17 protein-coding genes are annotated in these 13,113 nt (G+C 41.3%); 10 read left to right on the forward strand and 7 right to left on the reverse strand.

Annotated features, from left to right (window positions below; all coding sequences use genetic code 11):
- Nucleotides 1–232 precede the first annotated feature (232 nt).
- The 5 genes from JCM19038_RS23005 to fabF all read left to right on the forward strand — a co-directional run bounded on the left by JCM19038_RS23005 (nucleotide 233) and on the right by fabF (nucleotide 3,207).
- Nucleotides 233–391, forward strand: coding sequence for a hypothetical protein (locus JCM19038_RS23005; protein WP_193745168.1), 159 nt, complete (start codon nucleotides 233–235; stop codon nucleotides 389–391).
- A 75-nt stretch (nucleotides 392–466) separates the two neighbouring features.
- A complete protein-coding gene (locus JCM19038_RS24040) occupies nucleotides 467–682 on the forward strand; it encodes a hypothetical protein (RefSeq protein WP_081831907.1) in 216 nt (71 codons plus the stop codon).
- On the forward strand, nucleotides 669–875 hold the full coding sequence (locus JCM19038_RS22495) for a hypothetical protein (RefSeq protein WP_193745169.1): 207 nt from the start codon (nucleotides 669–671) through the stop codon (nucleotides 873–875). The genes JCM19038_RS24040 and JCM19038_RS22495 overlap by 14 nt, the downstream gene beginning before the upstream one ends.
- A gap of 127 nt (nucleotides 876–1,002) precedes the next feature.
- A complete protein-coding gene (locus tag JCM19038_RS18720; protein ID WP_042420823.1) occupies nucleotides 1,003–1,938 on the forward strand; it encodes a beta-ketoacyl-ACP synthase III in 936 nt (311 codons plus the stop codon).
- A gap of 30 nt (nucleotides 1,939–1,968) precedes the next feature.
- On the forward strand, nucleotides 1,969–3,207 hold the full coding sequence (gene fabF / locus JCM19038_RS18725) for a beta-ketoacyl-ACP synthase II (RefSeq protein WP_042420825.1): 1,239 nt from the start codon (nucleotides 1,969–1,971) through the stop codon (nucleotides 3,205–3,207).
- A gap of 35 nt (nucleotides 3,208–3,242) precedes the next feature.
- On the opposite strand, the gene JCM19038_RS18730 is transcribed toward fabF, so the two are convergent.
- The 3 genes from JCM19038_RS18730 to JCM19038_RS18740 all read right to left on the reverse strand — a co-directional run bounded on the left by JCM19038_RS18730 (nucleotide 3,243) and on the right by JCM19038_RS18740 (nucleotide 7,304).
- Entirely contained in the window at nucleotides 3,243–3,797 is a 555-nt protein-coding gene (locus JCM19038_RS18730; protein ID WP_052361989.1) for a M15 family metallopeptidase, read from the reverse strand.
- A 38-nt stretch (nucleotides 3,798–3,835) separates the two neighbouring features.
- Nucleotides 3,836–4,759 carry an LCP family protein gene (locus JCM19038_RS18735; RefSeq protein ID WP_042420827.1) on the reverse strand — a complete coding sequence of 308 codons (924 nt, stop codon included), beginning with the start codon at nucleotides 4,757–4,759 and terminating at the stop codon, nucleotides 3,836–3,838.
- Nucleotides 4,760–4,829: 70 nt separating this feature from the next.
- A complete protein-coding gene (locus JCM19038_RS18740) occupies nucleotides 4,830–7,304 on the reverse strand; it encodes a CBS domain-containing protein (RefSeq protein WP_042420830.1) in 2,475 nt (824 codons plus the stop codon).
- A 79-nt stretch (nucleotides 7,305–7,383) separates the two neighbouring features.
- Here JCM19038_RS18740 and JCM19038_RS18745 point away from each other — a divergent pair, with 79 nt between their 5' ends.
- The gene (locus JCM19038_RS18745) at nucleotides 7,384–7,635 is read left to right on the forward strand and encodes a hypothetical protein (RefSeq protein ID WP_052361991.1); all 252 of its coding nucleotides are present in this window, start codon (nucleotides 7,384–7,386) and stop codon (nucleotides 7,633–7,635) included.
- 63 nt (nucleotides 7,636–7,698) lie between these two features.
- The gene (locus JCM19038_RS18750) at nucleotides 7,699–8,448 is read left to right on the forward strand and encodes a DUF3603 family protein (RefSeq protein WP_042420832.1); all 750 of its coding nucleotides are present in this window, start codon (nucleotides 7,699–7,701) and stop codon (nucleotides 8,446–8,448) included.
- Between the two features lie 243 nt (nucleotides 8,449–8,691).
- On the opposite strand, the gene trpS is transcribed toward JCM19038_RS18750, so the two are convergent.
- Together trpS and JCM19038_RS23015 are read right to left on the reverse strand one after the other, a co-directional pair.
- Nucleotides 8,692–9,669, reverse strand: a complete 978-nt coding sequence (gene trpS / locus JCM19038_RS18755) for a tryptophan--tRNA ligase (RefSeq protein WP_042420835.1) — start codon at nucleotides 9,667–9,669, stop codon at nucleotides 8,692–8,694.
- A gap of 69 nt (nucleotides 9,670–9,738) precedes the next feature.
- The gene (locus JCM19038_RS23015) at nucleotides 9,739–9,921 is read right to left on the reverse strand and encodes a hypothetical protein (protein WP_042360727.1); all 183 of its coding nucleotides are present in this window, start codon (nucleotides 9,919–9,921) and stop codon (nucleotides 9,739–9,741) included.
- A gap of 55 nt (nucleotides 9,922–9,976) precedes the next feature.
- Between JCM19038_RS23015 and JCM19038_RS18765 the strand changes: the two genes are divergently transcribed.
- Entirely contained in the window at nucleotides 9,977–10,495 is a 519-nt protein-coding gene (locus JCM19038_RS18765; protein WP_042420837.1) for a peroxiredoxin, read from the forward strand.
- On the opposite strand, the gene JCM19038_RS21380 is transcribed toward JCM19038_RS18765, so the two are convergent.
- Both JCM19038_RS21380 and JCM19038_RS21385 read right to left on the reverse strand, forming a co-directional pair.
- A complete protein-coding gene (locus JCM19038_RS21380) occupies nucleotides 10,442–10,921 on the reverse strand; it encodes a hypothetical protein (protein WP_052361993.1) in 480 nt (159 codons plus the stop codon). The genes JCM19038_RS18765 and JCM19038_RS21380 overlap by 54 nt on opposite strands.
- A gap of 101 nt (nucleotides 10,922–11,022) precedes the next feature.
- Nucleotides 11,023–11,409, reverse strand: coding sequence for a hypothetical protein (locus JCM19038_RS21385; RefSeq protein WP_052361995.1), 387 nt, complete (start codon nucleotides 11,407–11,409; stop codon nucleotides 11,023–11,025).
- A 168-nt stretch (nucleotides 11,410–11,577) separates the two neighbouring features.
- Here JCM19038_RS21385 and JCM19038_RS18775 point away from each other — a divergent pair, with 168 nt between their 5' ends.
- Nucleotides 11,578–11,853, forward strand: coding sequence for a YciI family protein (locus tag JCM19038_RS18775; protein ID WP_042420839.1), 276 nt, complete (start codon nucleotides 11,578–11,580; stop codon nucleotides 11,851–11,853).
- A 21-nt stretch (nucleotides 11,854–11,874) separates the two neighbouring features.
- Complete coding sequence (locus JCM19038_RS18780; protein ID WP_052361997.1) at nucleotides 11,875–13,035, forward strand: putative glycoside hydrolase; 1,161 nt, start codon at nucleotides 11,875–11,877, stop codon at nucleotides 13,033–13,035.
- The last annotated feature ends 78 nt before the right edge of the window (nucleotides 13,036–13,113 follow it).

The following is a 13,113-nucleotide window of genomic DNA, read 5'->3' on the forward strand; positions in this document are numbered from 1 at the left end:
GAGTAGCGCTGGAACAAGAGTCGAGTAGCGTGGAACAAGAGAGAGTGTGCGCGGAATAAGAGTGGTGAAGCCCGGAACAAGAATAGGATAGCGCAGCCCAAGCCCGAAGTGCCAACCAAGCGCTATAGCAATTAGCGAGCATTACAAAAAATCCTCACGTCAACACCGTTACTTTTTAGCTGATGAAAGTTGCGCTACAATGGAGAGAGCGAACCAGAGAGTAGTGATGAAATTGAATCGACACGTTTTAGGTATAATTTTATTTGGAATTATTGCGATTAGCAGCTATTTAATGCTTGATCTATTCACGCCTTTGCCAGAGTGGGGGAATATTCTAATGGCAATTGCAGCTGGGTTTCTCGTTGAGTTTCTCGTATTACGTCGTTCGTGAAATCTTTGTCCGTTGTACAGGCGCAAAACCCTTGTTTAATCATAGGATAGTTAACGATTAGAAAGGGAGGTACCCATGCAACGAACGTACGCAGATACAGTGAGGAACGGGCGGTATAGTGGTTATGTAGAATACCCTTATCGCCAAGCGTATAGTCAACGTCCTGTTCGCCATCAAGGTAACCATGGCCCTCATGGAAAAGATGAACGATTTTTTGGTCCATTCTTGCCCTTTTTGGCAGGCTTAGCGGTCGGACCATTGTTCTTTGGCGGTTTTGGTGGGGATATGTAAGTACGGTCCACCAGGACCTCCTGGGCCACCGGGACCCCCAGGACCACCGGGATATTTTTATGGGGGACCGAACTACGGTCCTAATTATGGTCCGAATTTCGGACCCAACTACGGTCCGGGTTTTGGACCGAACTTCGGCCCGAATTTTGGACCGAACTTTGGTCCATACGGGCGACCAAGACCGAAATGGTAACCTTTTGCCACAGATGAATCTATTCATCTGTGGTTTTTGTCATTGAAGTCGATGATGATCTGCATTATAATTGGTACTAGGTCATAATACTAAGTGTAAACTAAGGTAGAACTAGGGAGGCACGGGGATGCGACGAGCAGGGATTTATGGTGTTGGGCGTTATACGGACGGAAAAGTTGTCAAGAATTCGGAATTTGAACAATCACTTGATACGTCAGATGAATGGATTCGTTCAAGAACGGGCATTGAACAACGTGTATTTGCACATGATGATATTAATACTTCGGACATGTCATACTATGCGGCATTGGACGCATTAAAAAATGCTGAAGTAGATCCTTTAGAGCTTGATTTGATTGTTGTAGCTTCAGTAACAGGGGATTATTTGTTTCCATCGGTATCCACGTTGATCCAAGAGCGACTCGGTGCTAAAAATGCTGCTGCAATGGACGTTGGTGCAGCTTGTGCTGGGTTTATATACGGAGTCGTTACAGCGAGTCAATTTATTCAAACAGGTACATACGATAAGATTCTCGTCGTAGGTGCTGAGAAGCTTTCTAAGGTAACGAACTTTGAAGATCGCAACACCGCAGTATTATTTGGAGATGGTGCAGGTGCTGCTGTAGTTGGACCAGTTGCAGACAACCGAGGAATTGTTTCCTTTGAGCTAGGCGCAAATGGTGCAGGTGCAGATCACATTAAAGCGGACCCGAAAATTAGTATGAACGGACGTGAAGTGTTTAAGTTTGCCGTTCGTCAAATGGGTGATACGTGTATGAATCTCGTTGAAAAAGCGAACTTAACGAAAGATGATGTAGATTTCCTCGTTCCGCACCAAGCGAATATACGAATTATGGAAGCTGCGAGACAACGATTGGATTTGCCGAAAGAGAAGATGGCTGAGACCGTTCACAAGTATGGGAATACATCAGCGGCATCCATTCCAATTGCTCTTGTTGAAGAGTTAAATGATGGTAAGATTAAAGACGGAGACCTTGTCGTCATGGTAGGCTTTGGCGCCGGCCTTGCATGGGGTGGAATCGCACTTTATTGGGGTCGTTAAATCATTTTTTGTATTAAAGGAGAGAAGAAAATGACACGTCGTGTAGTAGTTACAGGGATGGGTACGGTTAATCCTTTAGGAAATGACGTTGAACGCTCGTTTGGTCGGGCATTAGCTGGAGAAACTGGAATTGACTTTATGGAACGCTTAGATCGAGAACTGTTTAATGTGCATGTCGCTGGTGAAGTGAAAGACTTCAATCCAGAGCAGTATATGGATAAAAAAGACGCGCGTAAAATGGACCGCTTTACTCAATACGCGGTTGCTTCTGCGAAAATGGCTCTTGATGATGCGAAGTTTGAAATTAACGACGATAACGCTACGAGAGTTGGCGTCTGGATTGGATCAGGAATTGGTGGTATGGAAACGTATGAATCACAATTTCGTACGTTTTTAGAAAAAGGTGCTCGAAGAGTGAGTCCGTTTTTCGTACCAATGATGATTCCGGATATGGCTGCTGGACAAGTATCGATTCGATTTGGCGCAAAAGGAATTAACTCTTGTACAGTAACCGCATGTGCTTCAGGAACAAATGCGATTGGGGATGCGTTTCGCGTCATCGAACGTGGCGAGGCAGATGCTATGATTACAGGGGGTAGTGAAGCTCCGATTACGAGCATGGCAGTAGCGGGTTTCGCATCGGCAAAGGCAATTACGACGAACGACAACCCTAAGGAAGCATCGAGACCATTTGATGCAAATCGTGATGGCTTTGTGATCGGTGAAGGTGCTGGAATTTTAATTCTTGAATCTTTGGAAAGTGCACAGCAACGTGGTGCTCATATTTATGCAGAGATCGTTGGTTACGGGGCAACAGGGGATGCGTATCATATGACTGCGCCTGCACCTGAGGGCGAAGGAGCTAAACGTTCAATGGAACTTGCAATTGAAGATGCGGGTATTGATAAAGCAGACGTTGGTTATATCAATGCGCATGGAACGAGCACGCCATACAATGATAAATACGAGACGATGGCGATTAAGGACGTGTTCCAAGATCATGCCAAAGAGCTAATCGTAAGCTCTACGAAATCGATGACCGGTCATATGCTCGGTTCGACGGGTGCAGTAGAGTCAATCTTTACGATTAAAGCTTTAGAAAACCGAATCGCACCACCGACGATTAACTTGCATGAAAAAGATCCAGAATGTGACTTGGATTATGCGGCGAATGAGAAAAAAGCGTTTAACGGAGATGCCGCGTTGAACAATTCATTCGGTTTTGGCGGGCATAATGCAACCCTACTCTTTAAACGATTTAAGCAATAGCAAAAAGGCTTGTCATGTATATGGCAAGCCTTTTTTTATTCCGTGTGAACCGTTTCATGTGCTTCTTGAAGTTCACGGATGGAGAAGTCAAATGTCATCTGCAAATGGGGGTAGTCAGGAAAGTGTGTCCAGCGTCCACCCCATTCAAACCCGAGAGATTCAGCAATTTCAGCGACTTCGTACCAATCTGATTTGCCATTTCCATTCCCGTCATAGTCAATGTCCCAAATGACTTCTCCAGCGTCATTCATAAGTGCGTAATCGATTGCAAGCCCATAATTGTGGTACGATTCACCGCCTTGTGCGTGGGTGACAATTTGTCCGTCGTCTTGCCTGCCTCTTGCATAAAGCTCATCTTGTTCAGCGAATGTTCGATACCCATCTGTTATAACGATTGTAATTCCGATTTCAGAAGCTTGATCAATTAACGTTTCTTTCTTTGAGACAATTTCTCGGTGTAATTCTTCTTCTACAATGATTTCTTCAGCGAGTGCTTTGCGTTCAGATTGTTGTTCTTCATAAAAATGAATAACGAAAAAAATAACGAATACAAACGATAATGTAAATAAGAAAGAAAGGAATGCTCTCACCTGTACACAAGTCTCCTACAGAAAAAACTCGCCATGAGTTATTCGATGTCATGGGCGAGTTCATCTGATGATAATTGTTCATCTAAAAACGAATGAAGGTAATCTTTGTTTAATTGTGAGTCGAAAGAAATGATTTCTTCATCTTTATTCAAAGAGTATTCATAAGTGTAACTATCTTTATATGGAATGGTAATGGCTGCGATTGAATCAGATGCTGAATTAATATAATCTGTGCTGATTCTAAACAATTTACCAGTAGGTATATTCGTTTCTAGATGTGTCGTGAACGCTGCAATTAACGTTTGTGCATCACGAACGGTCATATTATCGAGCAAGTAATCGTGAATGTGCGATACGATTTGTTGGTGTCGGTTTGTGCGATCAAACTCCCCTTGACCTACATCTCGAAGATCTTGCACGAAATCTTCTCCGTAATATCGTTGATTGTCGAGGTTGATTCCTGTTGGAGCAATGGTATTAACCATGCTCGCGAATCCTTCTATATCTACCTTAACGAAATAGTCAACTGATAATTGGAAGTTTTCTAGTAGTGTGCTTTCTAAAAGCTCTAGTCCCCCTAATTGATAAACAGAGCCTAGCTTATGATTCTGATGTCCAGGTACTGATACGTAGCTGTCACTAAGCAATGATACGATTCTTGTATCGCCATCGGCCGGGTCAAATTGAGCAAGCATAATTGCTGAACTGTTATTTGACTCTTGATCATTAACTGAGAACATCAGCACTTGAAACGGTTCGTCGACCGCCTCAATGTCACTAACAGATTCGTTGATCGCTTGTTGAGCATGTAATGTTTGCTCATCAAACTCATCAGATGCAATGAGACTGTTTGTGCTTTGAAAACCCAGTGGAATCGCAACCAGCAGAATGACAAGAACAAGAAGGAAATAGACCTTGTTGATAGTAACTTTGCCAAATAAAAGGTCGTTAATCTTTCTCATTGCTGTCCCCCTCCGTTTCGACTCATAATTATAACAGAAAGATTGCGATTATAAAATATCTATTACAAATTTATAAAGATAATTTTTTTATAAATGCAATGGACTCTTCTTTTGTTAAGGACGGGTTGTCTAGTTGTTTGCATTCCAGCTGTAGAAGTCGTCTTGAGATTTCAGGACCTTTCTGAACGCCGAGTTCAATGAGCTCTTCAGCTCGCAATCGTACATCTAAGTGTTCACGTTTTGTAACATAGCTTCTTAATGAAATTGGCAGTGAAACCGCGCAATTAAAAAGTAACAGTGATGACTGCTGCAAGTGATGCGCTTTTTCGTGCCATGAACCGTATGTTTGTAGGGATTTAACGTCTAAGTGATTTAGTTCAATAAGCTCTTTCATGATTCTTCTTTCATATTTTGTTTTCGCGATAAATTGTAAAGAAGAGACATTCTGCACATACAGTGGATATAACGTAAAAAACGGTTGCTCATCTAAACGCTCATTAGCTAGACAAGTGTAGACGCTTGCAACATTTGACGCGTATGTGGCACCGGGAAAGAATGCAGTGAGTAAGTTTAGTTCATCAAGTCGTTTTGCGATGCGTTGGTAGCTTTTTTCTTGAGTGACTTTTACCCACTCTTGGCCAATACGTTCAAATGAAAGCTTTGAAATAGCGCTTTTCGCATCAGAAGCAAAGCGTTCAGCTTCTTCGGTCAACCGAAAGCCAAAACGATCTTCAAACCGCAACCCACGAAGAATTCGAGTTGGATCTTCAATAAAACTAAGATTATGAAGAGGACGAAGCAATTGTTTTTCAAGGTCTCGTCTTCCGCCAAAAGGATCGATGAGCTTCAAAAATGAATCATGATTTAAGGAAATTGCCATCGCATTAATCGTAAAATCTCTACGGTACATATCTTCTTTTAAGTGAGTACGAATAACTTGTGGTAATGCTGAAGGGTGGTCATAATACTCTGCACGAGTCGTTGCTAAGTCAATTGTTAAGTCATCTGTGATTTTCAATTTTGCAGTTTGGAAGGATTCATGAACAACCACTTCCTTTTCCCATGAATGTCCAACAAATTTAGCAAACTGTACGGCGTCTCCTTCAACAACTATATCGATGTCATCATTTGGTTTCTCTAATAAAAGATCTCGTACAATCCCGCCTACAAGATAAATGCGAACACCATAGTCATCCGCGAGGCTACCGAGACTTTCTAGGTCTTTTTGAATAAAAGTAGGAAGCTGGACACAGGCATCAGACTTTTGTTCAGTTGGCTTTCTTGAATAAAGCGATTGAAGAAGGTCTGACCTCGTTAAAATTCCAACTAATCGATCATCTTCAATAATAGGAAGACGACCGATGTCATGATCAATAATAAGGGTTTCAGCTTCTTCTAATGCGGTGTCTACTGTAACCGTAATTACGTTCTCAGTCATGTGACCTTTAACAGGAGCATGGCCAAGACCGTGATGGTGTGCTTTATTTGCATCCCGAACGGAAATGATGCCGCGTAAGTGATCTTCATCGACAACTGGAAAACCTGAGTGGCCAAATCGTAACGAGCGTTGTAATACATCATCGATCGTAGCGTCGATTGCAACTGTTTTTACCGGTGTGCTCATCACTTGACGAACAGTCGTTGCAGGCTTAATGGATGATTTATATTGCTGAATGATAACGTCAACTACGTCTTGAATCGATTGGTTTTTAGTTGTTGCAGCAGCAGCAGCGTGATGACCGCCTCCTCCGAGTAATTCCATTAAGGTACGAACATCAAAGCGTTCATGTGAACTTCTTGCGACGACAAAAATGGTGTCTTTCATCTTAACGATGGCAATGCAGCCGTCACCACCGATTAATGGTACCCACCGTTCTACAATCGCACTTAAGTTTGAAACATGTTGATCGAGTTCAATCACACTGTATATGAAAGAGATTCCTTCATGATGAATGGATTCATAGTGGTCCAACAGACGCTTTAGTAAGTGTTGTTGCGTTTCTGTTAACGTTTGAGAGTGAAATTGGTTGACGGTTAGCAATGAGATTCCGTCTGTGAAAAGTTGATTTAACATTTTTACGTCGCGTGCTGTCGTTGATTCGAACATAAAAGAGCCTGTATCGCTATACAATCCAAGTGCAAATAATGTTCGTTCCCAAGGTTCAATCGCTAAGTTCTGCTTATAAATTTCCTCTAACAATAGTGTGACACACGCACCTGTCATTGCCACAATGCCCTTGGCCTTAGGGGCATTTGGGTGATGGTCGTAAATGATCGTTTCTAATGGATGGATGTCTTGTAGCTTGTTACTACAACGTGCTGCATCTGATGTATCAACGAGAATTAATTGATCAAGCTCATCAATACGTAATTCCCGTTCCTCGATGTACGAGAAATTGTTGCGATGCAAGCTTACATACTGCTGAACTTCAGGGCTTAGTTGACCCGAGAGTAAGATTGTAGCTTCGGGGTGGAGTTTTTTTGCGGCTAGTAAAGAAGCAAGTCCATCAAAATCGGTTTGTTTATGCGTTGCAATGAGCTTCATATCACACACTCGTTTCTGCACATGTGCATCATTTTTTGTGCATAAAGTTTAGTAAGAAGAGATGAGAGGAGAAGGTGCCATGCTGTTTCGCATTTGTATGGCAATACTTGGCATTAGTGTAGCAACAGTTGGTGGCGTTGGTATGGTTGCTTACCTCAATTTAATCGTGTCAGGTTATAGCTTACACGAATTTTGGGATTTCATCATCCGTCGACCGGAATTATACTTTTTATTTGGCGGTTTATCGTTAGCTTTTATCTCCCTCTACCGTAGGAATGGAAGAAAAAAGAAAAAACATGAAATTGTTAATCATAGGAGTGAACACGAATAAAATAAATCGTCCCCGACTATACTGTAGGTACAATTTTAAATGGTAGAGGAAGGGGGCGTCCATATGGCACGGATTCGTGATGTGTGGGTCAATTGGTTTGAAGGCGAAGAGAATGGTTATAATATATGCTCATTCCATGAATGGAAGAGCGAAGATAAGATTGAGGTATTAGATCAAGCAGAAGTCGTCAAAGTCAGTGAGACGTTATTCTTTCAGTTAGAAAACAGTTTAGAAGAAATTCCTAGATTACTTTTAGATGCGGTGTACAAAAAAAGTGCACTTCGTAAAAATATGTCAAAGTTGCCACTGGATTATTGTTTCGTTGCAACGAACGGAAAGAACGCAATTGCCATTGATACGTTAGGATATGAAACGCCGATTCGGAAAAGCCGTTTAACACCTAGGCAAGAGAAGCTTGCTTTAGAAGCGATTGTACAACTTGAAGACGAACGAGAATATGAGGCACTAGAAAAATCAGAGAAGCAGTACCATATCCTTTCACCACACCCTGATGATATGTATGGATTAACGAGAAGAGAACGTCAACTAAAACAATTGTTATTTATGGCGGTCGATCAATTAAAAACGACGGGGTATGACTCTGAGGTACGGTATTGGTATACCGAATGGTCACCAGATAAATATATAGACATTCAAATGCTTACAAAAGATGAAGCATGGGATCATATGTATACTGAAATTCGCAAAGGCTGGTCCGAAAAACATTATGAACTATGCGAAGCACTAGTAAAGGGCCAACCATTCTTTGAGAAGCTCTGGGACATGCAACATGAGAGCGAAATGCATAAATAACATTTTTGCGAACATAGATGTCCTCCATTTATATGAAAACAATCTTTCATTATAATGAAATGAGTGTAGGTTTACGGACAAGGAGGAAGAACATGGACGGTCTTGCGATTACAATCATGCAAGTGTTTACCATTCTTTTGGCAGTAGGAACAATTGGCGGAAGCCTTTTTGTAGGAAAAGTTTGGAGAAATGACACGAAAAAGAACTAATAAAAAACACCAGCGTATATACGCTGGTGTTTTTTTAGTCTCGAAGTAATCCCATCGCTTGTTCTGCTTTTTGTAGCATTGGAATTGCAATTTCATTTGCGCGATCTGCGCCTGCATCAAGAATACGATCTACTTCATCAGATTCATATAACTCTTTAAACCTCGACTGGATCGGTCGTAGTGCTTCAACAGCTACTTCAGCTAGGTCGGTTTTAAAAGCCCCGTATCCTTTGCCTTCATATTCAGCTTCAAGTTGACTAATTTCTTTTCCAGAAAGAATGGAGTAAATCGTAAGCAAGTTGCTAACTGCTTTTTTGTTGTCCTCATCGTAACGAATGAGATTGTCTGAATCGGTTACGGCGCTTTTGATTTTCTTCGTAATCGTTTTTTCATCATCCAGCATTGAAATGAATGCTTTTTGATTTTCATCAGATTTGCTCATTTTCTTTTCAGGTTGCTGTAGAGACATAATTCGTTTTCCGAGTACGACCGTTTCAGGGACCGTAAAGATCTCTGCATATTGGCGATTAAATCGTTCAGCAAGTGTTCTTGTAAGCTCTAAGTGTTGTCTCTGGTCATCACCAACAGGCACAACGTCAGTGTTGTATAAAAGAATATCTGCTGCCATTAGAGGTGGGTACGTAAGAAGTGCAGCTGACACGCCATTTTTTCCTTCTGATTTATCTTTGAACTGCGTCATACGCTCTAGTTCTCCGATATAGGCAATGCATTGCATCATCCATCCAAGTTGAGCGTGAGCCGGAACTTCTGATTGGTTAAAGATAATTGATTTGTTAGGATCTATTCCTGCTGCTAAGTAAAGACTTGCAAGCTTGCGCTTATTGTCTTTTAGTGTTTCAGGGTTTTGAGGAACGGTTACCGCATGTTGGTCGACAATACAAAACAATGACTCATAGTCATGTTGGAGATCGACAAAATGCTTTAACGCCCCTAAATAATTGCCGAGTGTAATGACACCACTCGGTTGAATGCCAGAGAATACTCGCTTCATTTTTTTCATCCTTTCACAATGGCCATACATGGATCTGTATTGAAACGTATAACCTAAAAACGGTGGTTGTTATTGTTCGTTATCTTTTAATGTACGTTCTTGCTTTCTGTTACGCCATCGTTCATAGACGAACGTTGGAATCAATATGAGTAAAAAGGCAATTGCAATTGCTCTAAACGAGTATCCTGTCGTGTAATCCAAAATGACGAATACAAGTAGACAGACTGCAAGAACCATCGTTACGATCCTCACGTCAATGACCACTCCCTTAAACACTGATTATAGCAGAAACGAAGGAAGGGTTGCTATGGAATTCATGAAAAGCATTGTCTGTCTCTGCTCCATCGGTCTTATACTTTGCTTTCCGTTGCAAGCAGCTGCAAATGGACCAACGAACTTTACTTTAACAAGTACAGACGGTGAGCAAATCGAACTGAGTGATTTTGATGGAAAGCGAAAGTTGATTGTCTTTTTTACAACGTGGTGTGAAGTATGCCAAGAAGAAATTGCAGAACTTGCGTTAACGTACGATGAATTAGTAGATAAAAATGTACAAGTATTGGCCATAAATATGACTCATGAAGAGCAAAGCAAAGAAGAAGTGAAAGTAATTGGTGAGCAGCTACCTTATGTAGTGCTTTACGATGAAGGGGGTTCCGTAAGTAAACAATACGGTGTGTTTGGTGTACCACTAACCGTGTTACTTGATGAAAAAAATGAAGAATCGGCCCGTTTTTTTGGACCGATTCAAAAAGAGAAGCTGCATTCATTCTTAACGAAGCAGATAGAGAAGCACCATAGAGGAAGCGTAAAACAAGAGCATTAATAAGGGGAGCGCAATGCTCAGTCGCTTCGTTTGTGCTCTAAAAATGGCAATGGTGACGACGAGGCTGCTTAAAAGTAAGAACCCTCCGGTGTATATATTCGTCGGTGAAGCGGCAAGTAAGATTGAACCAGGGTAAAGAAAGTCGCAAAGAACTAAGATGAGTAAGTTAAATAAATTGCTGCCGAAAATAGACGCTGCTGCAAGGTTGTGGTTGTTCAGTTTAAGCGCAACATAAACGGTTACAACTTCAGGTAGGGATGTACTCGTAGCAATTAAAAAGCTTCCGACAAAACTCGAACCTAAACCTGTTAAGATCGCGATTTGATCACCACTAAACGTTAAAACCGTACCTGAGATTAAGATGATAATCGCAGCAATAACAAATCCGGTAATGGCATGTTTTAACGTATATTTCTCCTCTGTCACTTTTTCGTCACCAGCATCACTATTCTGCTCATCAGCACCGCGTAAAAGCCAGATGCTTAGTCCATAAAGAACGAGTAGAACAAGTGATTCAATCCCGATGTTTACAACAGGATTTCAATCGTATAAAAGAGGGCAACAACGACGAATGTTGTCATTAATACACCTAAGATTGCGGTGTGTCGTTGTTCTTTGTGAACAGAACTTAAGATTGCGCGATGTCGATAAATAATTAGAAATACAGCAAGAATTGATAAGTTAAATAAATTGCTGCCGAGTACGTTTCCAACAGCCATATCAGGGTTTTCTAGAAATACAGCGGTAACACTTGTCGTCACTTCCGGCAAAGAAGTTGCTCCAGCAAGAAGGAACGTACCGACAAACAGGGAACCGACTGAAGAGAGACGGGTGATTGCATCGGCATACGTACTGATCTTGATTGCAGCAAGAACAGTTACGATAACAGCTAAAATAAACAGAAAGTAAACCATTTATCGACATCCTTTATATGTATTTCCAAGGATAGTATACCCAAAATTCACAGTTTCACACAGAAACCTGTCATGAACACGTTTGTTTTGATACGTTTAAAGGGAAACAAATAATTACCAGCCATAGACGTTGGAACATTTGAACATAGTAAAAGGAGACGATTATTCATGGCAACTTATGCAGTGTTTTTACCATTAAAAGACGAAGAGAAATCGAAAGAACACCGACCAGCACATCTAGATTACTTGGAACGGTTACACGAAACAGGGCATGTACTTGCTAGAGGTCCTTTCGTTGACGGTTCTGGAGGTCTTATTATTTACGAATCCCCATCTTATGACGCTGTGGAGAAATTGGTGAATGAAGATCCATACGTTGTACACGGTGCAAGAGATTATGTGATTCATGAGTGGGCGCTCGTCGGACATCTTCGAACTACTTAGTAGCGAAAGGAAGTTTTGACGGTGCGTCATGTTGTGTTGTTAATTACAATAGGACTTTTTCTATTCTTTTATTCTCCTATGACGATTGAAGCCCATCAATCGATTTCAGGAAAAGAAATTCATGAATTAGAGAAGCATTCAATGTTGAACGTTGAACGCTTCTCTAACAATGATGCAGTTCGTGGCATTTACGTATCAAGCCATTCTGCAGGTAGTAGCAGATTCCATTCATTATTATCTCTTGTAGATGAAAGTGATCTGAATGCAATGGTAATTGATATAAAAGATGACTACGGGAACGTAACATACAACCCTGGGCATTCGACTACATATAAAGAAATTGCAACGAACTACATTCAAGATTTAGATGCAGTGATGAAAGAACTTAACGATCACAACGTGTATCCGATTGCGCGAATTGTCGTTTTTAAAGACTCACTTCTTGCGAACAAAAAGCCAGAACTTTCGTTTCTAGATGAAAGCGGTGACGTTTGGCTTAATGGAAGAGGAGAAGCGTTTGTGAACCCTTTTCTCGAGGAAGTTTGGCACCACAACATCATGATTGCAAAAGAAGCAGCTATGGCAGGGTTTAAAGAGATTCAATTTGATTATGTTCGTTTCCCTGAAGGCTTTGAGACGAGAGATCGTGAGCTTGAATATTCAATTGGCAATTATGATCGCTTTGATCGTGTCCAAGCAGTCACAGACTTCGTATCGTTTGCAAAAGAAGAATTAGAGCCGTTTGATGTTGATGTCTCTGTCGATCTATTTGGTTATGCAACGGTTGAGCAAGAATCGGCTGGGATTGGACAGAACTTCTCCCGAATTGCAGAATCAGTGGACGTCATTTCTTCAATGATTTATCCGAGTCATTGGAGTGGGAATTTCGGTATTGAAGCACCGGACACGATGCCGTATGAGCTAATTAGTGCGTATGCAAAGGTTGAAAATCAGCGGATAAGCGAATTATCATCACCACCGATCACACGTCCGTGGATTCAAGATTTTACTGCGTCATGGCTCGGCGAAGGCAATTACATTCCATACGGACCCGAAGAAGTTGAAGCTCAAATTCAAGCGCTACAAGATCACGGGATTGATGAATACCTTATTTGGAATGCTGGAAATACCTACTCGGAAGGGACAAATTACGCGCCGAAACGCACATATTTTACAAAGTAATCTAAGCTTTTGTTTATTTTTTTAGGAAAAAAGGTTTAGGGAAAGAGTGTGAAGGGTACAAGTCAAATGTGAAGAGAA

The organism is Geomicrobium sp. JCM 19038 (assembly GCF_000698125.1).
Lineage (GTDB): Bacteria > Bacillota > Bacilli > Bacillales > Marinococcaceae > Geomicrobium_A.

Excerpts from the sequence above, each read along its gene's own strand:
- JCM19038_RS18775 (WP_042420839.1), top strand. The coding sequence starts at position 11,578 with ATGGCAACTTATGCAGTGTTTTTACCATTAAAAGACGAAGAGAAATCG.
- JCM19038_RS18750 (WP_042420832.1), top strand. The coding sequence starts at position 7,699 with ATGGCACGGATTCGTGATGTGTGGGTCAATTGGTTTGAAGGCGAAGAG.
- JCM19038_RS18720 (WP_042420823.1), top strand. The coding sequence starts at position 1,003 with ATGCGACGAGCAGGGATTTATGGTGTTGGGCGTTATACGGACGGAAAA.
- JCM19038_RS18745 (WP_052361991.1), top strand. The coding sequence starts at position 7,384 with ATGCTGTTTCGCATTTGTATGGCAATACTTGGCATTAGTGTAGCAACA.
- fabF (WP_042420825.1), top strand. The coding sequence starts at position 1,969 with ATGACACGTCGTGTAGTAGTTACAGGGATGGGTACGGTTAATCCTTTA.
- trpS (WP_042420835.1), bottom strand. The coding sequence starts at position 9,669 with ATGAAGCGAGTATTCTCTGGCATTCAACCGAGTGGTGTCATTACACTC.
- JCM19038_RS18735 (WP_042420827.1), bottom strand. The coding sequence starts at position 4,759 with ATGAGAAAGATTAACGACCTTTTATTTGGCAAAGTTACTATCAACAAG.
- JCM19038_RS24040 (WP_081831907.1), top strand. The coding sequence starts at position 467 with ATGCAACGAACGTACGCAGATACAGTGAGGAACGGGCGGTATAGTGGT.
- JCM19038_RS18740 (WP_042420830.1), bottom strand. The coding sequence starts at position 7,304 with ATGAAGCTCATTGCAACGCATAAACAAACCGATTTTGATGGACTTGCT.
- JCM19038_RS18765 (WP_042420837.1), top strand. The coding sequence starts at position 9,977 with ATGGAATTCATGAAAAGCATTGTCTGTCTCTGCTCCATCGGTCTTATA.
- JCM19038_RS21385 (WP_052361995.1), bottom strand. The coding sequence starts at position 11,409 with ATGGTTTACTTTCTGTTTATTTTAGCTGTTATCGTAACTGTTCTTGCT.